The sequence below is a fragment of the Verrucosispora sp. SN26_14.1 genome (genome assembly GCF_004307965.1).
GTDB lineage: Bacteria > Actinomycetota > Actinomycetes > Mycobacteriales > Micromonosporaceae > Micromonospora.
In genome coordinates this window covers 1-8498 of record NZ_SISL01000256.1, presented here as the reverse complement: position 1 = coordinate 8498, position 8498 = coordinate 1, and the positions used below count along the sequence as shown (strand labels likewise).

Annotated in this window: 7 protein-coding genes; 3 read left to right on the top strand and 4 right to left on the bottom strand. The window is 72.2% G+C overall.

Annotated elements, in window-relative coordinates; all coding sequences use genetic code 11:
* Positions 1 to 171: 171 nt before the first annotated feature.
* Entirely contained in the window at positions 172 to 864 is a 693-nt protein-coding gene (locus EYA84_RS20725) for an ABC transporter ATP-binding protein (protein WP_131054705.1), read from the bottom strand.
* Positions 861 to 1391 carry a PadR family transcriptional regulator gene (locus EYA84_RS20720; RefSeq protein WP_131054704.1) on the bottom strand — a complete coding sequence of 177 codons (531 nt, stop codon included), beginning with the start codon at positions 1389 to 1391 and terminating at the stop codon, positions 861 to 863. Before EYA84_RS20720 ends, EYA84_RS20725 begins: the two co-directional genes overlap by 4 nt.
* A gap of 297 nt (positions 1392 to 1688) precedes the next feature.
* On the opposite strand from EYA84_RS20720, the gene EYA84_RS20715 reads away from it, so the two are divergent.
* A complete protein-coding gene (locus tag EYA84_RS20715) occupies positions 1689 to 4511 on the top strand; it encodes a M36 family metallopeptidase (protein ID WP_236145874.1) in 2823 nt (940 codons plus the stop codon).
* Between the two features lie 160 nt (positions 4512 to 4671).
* Positions 4672 to 6819: a glycogen debranching N-terminal domain-containing protein gene (locus tag EYA84_RS20710; RefSeq protein ID WP_131054703.1), complete on the top strand. Its 2148-nt coding sequence runs from the start codon at positions 4672 to 4674 to the stop codon at positions 6817 to 6819.
* A gap of 18 nt (positions 6820 to 6837) precedes the next feature.
* Here the strand turns inward: EYA84_RS20710 and EYA84_RS20705 are convergent, their stop codons facing one another.
* Positions 6838 to 7458, bottom strand: a complete 621-nt coding sequence (locus EYA84_RS20705) for an L-threonylcarbamoyladenylate synthase (protein ID WP_131054702.1) — start codon at positions 7456 to 7458, stop codon at positions 6838 to 6840.
* An 88-nt stretch (positions 7459 to 7546) separates the two neighbouring features.
* On the opposite strand from EYA84_RS20705, the gene EYA84_RS20700 reads away from it, so the two are divergent.
* Positions 7547 to 7945, top strand: coding sequence for a hypothetical protein (locus tag EYA84_RS20700; protein WP_131054701.1), 399 nt, complete (start codon positions 7547 to 7549; stop codon positions 7943 to 7945).
* Between the two features lie 112 nt (positions 7946 to 8057).
* Here EYA84_RS20700 and EYA84_RS20695 read toward each other — a convergent pair whose 3' ends face one another.
* A complete protein-coding gene (locus EYA84_RS20695) occupies positions 8058 to 8378 on the bottom strand; it encodes an amphi-Trp domain-containing protein (protein ID WP_131054700.1) in 321 nt (106 codons plus the stop codon).
* Positions 8379 to 8498: the final 120 nt, after the last annotated feature.

The window sequence follows — 8498 nt, the reverse complement described above, 5'->3', positions numbered from 1 at the left end:
CGACCAGCGTGGGCAGGGCGGCGGCGGTCAGCAGCAGCACCACCCCGAGGCCCACACCGACCGAGATCAGGGCCAGTCGGGTCCAGCCGGACCGGCCGCCCGCCACGCTGAGCCGTACGCCCAGCGCCAGGTCTTCCAGCCAGGCCAACCCGCCACGTCGCGTCCCCGCGCTCATCGGACCTGCGCCGGAGTGCGGACCGTGCCGTCGCGCACCACGACCTCCCGGTCGGAGTACGCGGCCACCCGCGCCTCGTGCGTGACCAGCACGACCGCGGCGCCCGTCTGCCGGGCCGCCTCGACGAAGAGGCGCATCACGCGCTCGCCGTTGAGCGAGTCGAGCGCACCGGTCGGCTCGTCGGCGAAGATCACCCGAGGACCGGTGATCAGCGCGCGGGCCACCGCCACCCGCTGGCCCTGACCGCCGGAGACCTCGCCGGGGCGCTTGTCCGCCACGTCGCCGACCTCCAGCCGGGCCAACGCCTCGGCAGCGCGGCGCGCCGCCTCCCGCCGACGGACGCCGGACAGCCGCAACGGCAGGGCCACGTTCTCCTGGCAGGTCAGCTCCGGCACGAGTTGCCCGAACTGGAACACGAAGCCGAACTCGGTCCGGCGCAGCGCGCTGCGCCGCTGGTCGGACAGGGCGACCAGATCCTGGCCGGCGTAGCGGACCCGACCGGAGTCCGGCATGACGATCCCGGCCAGGCAGTGCAGCAGGGTGGACTTGCCGGAGCCGGACGGGCCCATCAGGGCGAGCACCTCACCGGCGTGCACCCGCAGCGACGCGCCGTCCAGCGCCGTGGTGGCGCCGAACGTCTTGACCAGCTCCTCCGCCTCCAGCAGCGGGGCGTCCGTTGCGGGGTTCATCGCATCTCCTCTCGCACCTGCGCGCGGAGCTGGTCCAGCCGGGCGGCGGTCAGCTCCAACCAGCGCAGGTCGGCTTCCAGGTGGAACAGGGCGTGGTCGCAGACGAGCTGGTCGGCCAGGTCACCGGCGAGCTTGCGCTGGGTCAGCTCCCGCATCTGCGCCAGGTGGGCGGCGCGCTGCACGTCGAGCAGGTCGACCGCGTCACGGTCGGTCAGCAGCGCCAGGACGACCTTGGTGTAGAGCTTGCTCTGGAGATAGACCTCGGGCTGCTCCGGTCGGGCCAGCCACTGCTCGACGTCGGTGACGCCGGCCTCGGTGATCGCGTACCGCTTGCGGTCCGGGCCCTCGCCGGGCTCGGACTGGACCTCGACGAGACCGTTCTTGAGCAACCGGGCAAGCGTGGCGTAGACCTGGCCGTAGTGCAGCGACCGCCCGCGACCGAACTGGTCGTCGTAGGAGCGCTTGAGGTCGTAACCGTGTCGCGGGCCCTGCTCCAGCAGACCCAGTAGGGCGTAACCGACAGACATGAGTGCCACTATACACGCGGGCTATACACACAGTGTCTACGCGCGCGACGTACGGACCGACGACGCATTGCCGCAGCTCGGAACGGTCGCACGACAGACGTAGGAGCAATAGATCGAAATATTTGAACATCCGTCGGATGACCGGCCGTGAGCTGCGCCGTAGCGTCGACGCGATCCACCTCGCACGGACACGGTCACGCACCGTGACCGCACCGCGAGCGTCACGGCCGCCGTGACGGACCGCCCGGTCGTGGATCGGCGCTCCGTGCTGTCCTTTCCACCCCCGAAGGAGCAGAAGTGCCCCGACAACCCCGCTCGTCACGCGCTCGCCGCAGCGGCGCGTTGCTGCTGTCCACCGCCCTCGTCGCCTCGTTGACCTCGGTCGCCGCGAAGCCCGCCGCGGCGGCCCCGGAGGAACCCCTCAGGTCCCACGAGATCTTCCTGACCGGCCCGAACCAGGGCGCCCCGGAGGACATCGCCGCCGCCTACCTGCGCGCCGACCCGACCCGGCACGGGGTGACCGCCGCCGACCTCGGTGACCTCGCCGTGGTGTCCAGCTACACCAGCCGGCACACCGGCGTCACCCACGTCAACCTCGCCCAGCGCCACAAGAAGCTGGAGATCTTCGGGGCCACCGCGACGGTCAACGTCGCCCGCGACGGCAGCGTCGTCTTCGTCGGCGACACCCTCGTGGCCGGCCTGACCGCCGGGGCCACCACCCCCGACCTGGACGCTGTCGACGCCGTCGAGGCCGCCGCCGACGCCCTGGACCTGCCCACACCCACCAACACCCGGGTGATGAGCCGCACCGGCGGCCCGGCGCAGGGCACCGTCGTCAGCGGCAGCGGCATCTCCGAGGAGCCCATCCCGGCCAAGCTCGGCTGGCAGCCCACCGACGCCGGGCTCCGCCTCGCCTGGCAACTCGTCATCGACGATGCCACCGACGCGCATCTCTGGAACGCCACCGTCGACGCGGAGAGCGGCGACCTGCTCGACGCCGACGACTGGACCACCCACGAACACACCGACGACCTCGCCGAGACCCTGCACCCGGTCTCCGGCCGGACGATGCCGGCTCGGCGCTCCGCGCCACTCGGCACGCCCGACCCGGTGCGGGACGGGTCGAGCTACCACGTCTACGGCTACCCGACGGAGAGCCCGAACGACGGCCCCCGCGCCGTGGTGACCGACCCGGCGGACGCGCTGGCCTCGCCGCACGGGTGGCACGACACCGACGGCGTGCCCGGTCCGGAGTTCACCACCACCCAGGGCAACAACGTCCACGCGTACCAGGACCAGGACAACAACAACGCGCCGGACTTCGGCAGCAGCCCGGACGGCGGGCCGAACCTGACCTTCAACTTCCCGCTCGACCTGGACGAGAACCCGCAGAGCTACCGGGACGCGGCCACCGCCAACCTGTTCTACTGGAACAACATCATCCACGACGTCTCGTACCGCTACGGCTTCGACGAGGCGTCCGGGAACTTCCAGGCCAACAACTACGGTCGCGGCGGTGTCGGCGGCGACTACGTCCGCGCCGAGGCGGCCGACGGCGGCGGCTCGAACAACGCCAACTTCTCCACCCCGGCGGTGGACGGCGTCGGCGTACCCCGGATGCAGATGTACCTGTGGCCGGGCAACCAGTTCGGCGCGCAGAACCAGGTCGTCGTCGACGGGGTCGGGTCGTTCGACGCCACCTGGTCGCGCTACAGCCCGGCACCGACTGGCGCCGGTCTGTCCGCCCGCCCGTTCGTGCACGGCGGCACCGGCTGCGCCGCCTCGTCGTACCCGGCCTCGCTGCCCGAGGACGGCTGGGTCGCGGTGGTCGACGGCGGCACCACCGCCTGCACCTACCTGCTGCGCACCCAGATCGCCGAGTCACTCGGCGCCGACGCGGTGGTGGTCGCGCACAACGCGGCCGGAGCCGCGCCGGTGCTCACCGGTGCCATGACGACCGCGCCGGTCACCATCCCCGCGGTGGCGGTCACCCAGGCCGACGGCACCACCATCAAGGCCGCGATCGCCGACGGCACGGTCACCGGGTCGGTCCGCAAGCACCCCAGCCACCCCGGTATGCGCGACGGCGACCTCGACGCCGGCATCATCATCCACGAGTACGGCCACGGCATCTCGCTGCGGCTGACCGGCGGCCCGGGAATCAACTGCCTGACCGGCAACGAGCAGATGGGCGAGGGCTGGAGCGACTTCTTCGCGATCACCACGTTGCTGGACCCGGCCCTCGACACCGCCGACGGCTCGCGGGGCCTGGTGCCGTACGTGCTCTATCAGTCCGACCGCACCGGCAACGGGCTGCGCCCCCGGCCGTACTCGCGCAACATGGAGACGCAGCCGTTCACCTACGACAGCATCAAGACCGGCGGCTGGCTGAACGGCACCTCGCTGGCCGCGCCGCACGGCATCGGGCACGGCTGGGCCGCCGTCCTCTGGGACGTCACCTGGGACCTGATCGACCGGCACGGTCTGAACCCGAATGTGTACGGCGACTGGAACACCGGCGGCAACAACCTCGCCATGCAGCTCGTGATGGACGGGTTGAAGATGCAGGGCTGCGGGCCGGGCTTCGTGGTCGGCCGCAACGCAATCATCGCCGCCGACGCGGCGCTGACCGGCGGCGACAACGCCTGCACCCTCTGGTCCTCGTTCGCCCGCCGGGGTCTCGGCTACAGCGCGGTGCAGGGCACCACCAACCGCGACGACAACACCGAGGCGTTCGACACGCACCCGTCCTGCCGGGGCGACTTCGTCGGCCGCACCGCAGCGCCCGGCCTGAACACGCTGCCCGCCGGGGACGCGGCACCGATGAAGTTCCAACTCGCCGCAAACCGGGGGCTGGACATCCTGGCCAGCAACTCGCCGTACTCCCGCCTGGTCGACTGCGACACGCTGCAGACGGTCAACCCGGACGGTTCGGTCACGCCGCGACCGCTCCCGGTGGCCGCCGCCAATCCCGGCAACTCCGGCATGTCCGCCAATGCCAGAGGCCAGTACAACTACGTCTGGAAGACCGACCCCGCCTGGGCCGGCACCTGCCGTGAGTTCGTCCTGACCCTGGACAACGGCTTCCAGTACCGCACCTACTTCCGATTCACCGGCTGATCCGACCCGCACCTGCGGGGGAGGGTTCCGAGCCACGGAACCCTCCCCCGCGCCATGCCTACAGGTGTACCCGGGCGGCGAGGGGGTAGGAACCGCCGACCGACGCCGCCGCGTGTCGCACCGTCGCCACGCCAGGTCCACCGCAGGCCAGGGGGAACGGATGAGCCGGGTCCGCAATCTGCGCGTCCGCCCCGACCTGCTCTATCTGGCCAGCGGCTGGAGCACGCTGGTCACCGACGTCCGGGGCCGGATCACCGGCACCGGGCCGCAGGGATTCTTCGCCCGCAACACCCGGGTGCTGCACACCGAGCGCATCACCGTCGACGGACGGGAGCCGGTGCCGTTCAGCACGGCCACCGTCCAGGGGTACGCCCAACTGTCCTACGCCGAGCTGGGTGCCGGTGACGAACTGCCCTCGCGGGCGGCGTACCTGACCGTGGCCCGGTTCGTGGGGGCGGGGCTGCGGACCCGGCTGACCGTGCTCAGCTACGCCGACACAGCGCTGGACCTGCGACTGCGCATCGAGCTGGACGCCGACTTCGCGGACACCGGCGAGGCCGAACGGGGCCGGCGGGTGCAGTCCGGCACGGTCGAGCGCCGGTGGGACCCGGCGCAGCGGGAGCTCCGTCTGATCTACCGCTGCGACGGCCTGGACCGGGCGGTGGCGATCCGGGCCCGGACGGACCAGCCGCTCCGGTACGCCGACGACGGCTTCGAGGTCGACCTGGCGCTGCCGACCCGCGGACGTCGGCAGGTGGAGATCCTCGTCGAGCCCGTCTTCGACGGCGAACGGCTCGTCGCGCCACCGCCGAGCTTCATCGACTCCGGTGACCTCGCCGGTGCGGCCCGCACCCGGCTGGAACGCGAGTTCACCCAGTTGACCAGCACCAACTTCGACGTGACGGCGGCCTGGCGATGCGCGACGGAGGACCTGGCCGGGTTACCCCTCGGCGAGCCGTCCGGCCCGACCGCACCCATCGCCGGCCTGCCGATCTATCAGGAGATCTTCGGCCGGGACACGATGACCGCCTCGTGGCAGGCGATGCTCGCCGGCCCGACGATGCTCGCCGACAGTCTGCGACTCAACGCCGCCCACCTCGGACGGCGCATCGACGACTGGCGCGACGAGGAGCCCGGCAAGCCGCTGCACGAGGCGCGCCAGGGGCCGGTGTCCGCGCTCGGTCTCGACCCGCTGTCGCACTACCACGGTGACTGGTCCACCGCTCCGGACCTCCTCATGTTCCTCGGCCAGTACTACGCCTGGACGGCGGACCTCGACACGGTCCGCGCGCTGCTGCCGGCGGCCCGGCGCGCGTTGGACTGGCTCGACCGGTTCGGCGACCAGGACCACGACGGGTTCCTGGAGTACCACTGCCGCTCCCGGGTCGGCGTGAAGAACCAGGGCTGGAAGGACTCCGACGACGCGGTGGTCGACGAACACGGTCGGCCGGTGCCGAACCCGATCGCGAGCAGCGAGTTGCAGGCGTACTGGTACGCCGCCCTGCGGCACGCGGCCGTGATCTTCACGGTGACCGGTCATCCCGCGACGGGCGCGGCCCTGGTGCGGCGGGCGCGGGCCCTGCGTCGCCGGTTCCACCACGCCTTCTGGATGCCGGACCGGGGTTGCTACGCGATGGCCCTCGGCCCGGACGGGCGGCCGGTGCGCTCGGTCAACTCCAACGACGGGCACCTGCTCGCCTCCGGCATCGTGCCGGCCCGGATCGCGCCCGTGGTCGCCGACCGGCTGCTCGCGCCGGACATGTTCAGCGGGTGGGGCATCCGCACTCTCTCCGCCACGCACCCGGCGTACAACCCGTTCAGCTACCACCGGGGCAGTGTCTGGCCGGTCGAGGCGGGCACCATCGGCCTCGGGCTCGCCCGGTACGGCTGTTGGGACCACCTGCACCGGCTGGCCGAGGGGACGTTCGCGGCGTCGGCCCTCTTCGCCGAGCACCGCCTCCCCGAGGTGCTCAGCGGCCTGCCCCGCGACACCTTCCCGCATCCGGGGGTCTACCCGAACTCGTGCTCTCCGCAGGCGTGGTCGGCCAGCGCGGTCGTCGCGCTGGTGCAGGCGCTGCTGGCGCTGCGCCCGGCCGCGCCGCTGCGGGCGATCCTCCTCGACCCGCACCTGCCGCCGTGGCTACCGGACCTCACGCTGGAGGGGGTACGGGTCGGTGGGCACACCTTCGACCTGACGGTGCGGCGCCGACGTGGTGGGCGCACGTCGGTGCGGACCCGGGGCGACCGGATCGCGGTGTTGCGCCGCCCCACCCGTCAGGCGTCGGCCGTTCGGCGACACCGCCCCTGACCGGGGTGCGGTGGGTGGTCAGGAGAAGCGGGCCGGGTCACCGGCGCCGACCCGGACGACCTCCGGCTCACCGTCCGAGAAGTCGATCACCGTGGTCGGCTCGGTGCCGCACTCCCCCGCGTCGACCACCGCGTCCACGGCGTGGTCGAGGCGTTCCTTGATCTCCCAGCCCTGGGTCATCGGCTCCTCGTCGCCGGGCAGCAGCAGGGTGCTCGACAGCAACGGCTCGCCCCACTCGTCGAGCAGCGCGCGGGTGACCGGATGCGCGGGGATGCGGACGCCCACGGTCTTCTTGCGCGGGTGCAGCAGCCGGCGCGGGACCTCGCGGGTGGCCGGCAGGATGAAGGTGTAACCGCCCGGGGTGGCGGCCTTCACCGCCCGGAACACCGCGTTGTCGAGCTGCACGAACTGGCCGAGCTGGGCGAAGTCGCGGCAGACCAGGGTGAAGTGGTGCCCGCTGTCGAGCTGGCGGATCTCCCGGATCCGGTCCATGCCCGCCTTGTTGCCGAGCCGGCTGCCGAGCGCGAAGCACGAGTCGGTCGGGTAGGCGATCAGGCCGTCGCGCCGGACGATGTCGATCACCTGACCGATGATGCGCGGCTGCGGGTTGTCCGGATGCACGTCGAAGTACCTGGCCATGGCCGGAAGCTTAGAGCGAGGCCGGGAAAGTGTCGCATTGGTGACAGTGGCGGCCTGCGGTCGCGTGTCGACACCCATCGTTGTCGGTATGGTCGGACGAGTCCACGACGGCGGCTACCGCGACACGTTCCGACACCCCGCGACGCCCACACCCGTCCGGCTCACCGTGCTCGTCTTCGGCGTACTGGCGCTGCTGTTCGCGCTGGCGACCGCGCACCGCGCGGTGGTCGACGGCGGTTCGCTCGGCGCCGCCGTCTTCTTCGCCGTGATGGCCGTGGCGTGCACGCTGGTGGCGGTGAGCCTGGCCGCCCGCCGTCAGTGGGCGCCCTACCCGGCGTACGCGCTGACCGGCCTGTTGGCCGCCGCCTCGCTCGGCCTGTGGGGCGCGATCACCTGCGTCGGCGGGCTCCTGCTGCTCTGGGTGCTGTGGGCGCTGAACACCCGGGTCTCCCGCGACTGGTTCGGTCGGCGCGGCCGGCTGCGGTGAGCACGACGCGGCGACCGCTGCCATCGGCGAGGGCGCGCCGCGTCACCGCAGGGGCGGGTCGTCCCGCCCACGCCGGTCTCGGCGGCCCTCCCCGAACGGGATCGGCGTGCCGTCAGGCGGTCGCCGAGGACTCCGTCTCCGGCTCCTCGTCCGCCTCGGTCGCCGCCGCCTTCTCGGCGTCGGTCTTCTCCGCGTCGGCCTTGGGCTTCTCCGCCTCGACCACCGGGTTCTTCCAGGAGAACTCGATCTCGATCGAGTACTCGTCCTTCCCCTCCTGCTCGATCTCCAGCTCGCAGTGCACCTGGTCGGCGACGGCGATGGTGCCGGCGGCACCGTAGAAGACCTGCCCGGCCTCCACCTGGCTCGCCACCTGACGCAGCCACGCGGCCAGATCCGCCCGCGACACGGTCCGCTCGTCCTCGTAGATATCCATGCCGTCATGCTGGCATTGCGGTGTCGACCGAGCACGCCCAGGGTTACCCGGTCGGCGGGGCCGCAGGTCGCGTCACCGGCCTGCCCGTCGCGCGGCGGTCAGGTGGCCGGATCGCCCGCC

Excerpts from the sequence above, each read along its gene's own strand:
- EYA84_RS20725 (WP_131054705.1), bottom strand. The coding sequence starts at position 864 with ATGAACCCCGCAACGGACGCCCCGCTGCTGGAGGCGGAGGAGCTGGTC.
- EYA84_RS20720 (WP_131054704.1), bottom strand. The coding sequence starts at position 1,391 with ATGTCTGTCGGTTACGCCCTACTGGGTCTGCTGGAGCAGGGCCCGCGA.
- EYA84_RS20710 (WP_131054703.1), top strand. The coding sequence starts at position 4,672 with ATGAGCCGGGTCCGCAATCTGCGCGTCCGCCCCGACCTGCTCTATCTG.
- EYA84_RS20705 (WP_131054702.1), bottom strand. The coding sequence starts at position 7,458 with ATGGCCAGGTACTTCGACGTGCATCCGGACAACCCGCAGCCGCGCATC.
- EYA84_RS20700 (WP_131054701.1), top strand. The coding sequence starts at position 7,547 with ATGGTCGGACGAGTCCACGACGGCGGCTACCGCGACACGTTCCGACAC.
- EYA84_RS20695 (WP_131054700.1), bottom strand. The coding sequence starts at position 8,378 with ATGGATATCTACGAGGACGAGCGGACCGTGTCGCGGGCGGATCTGGCC.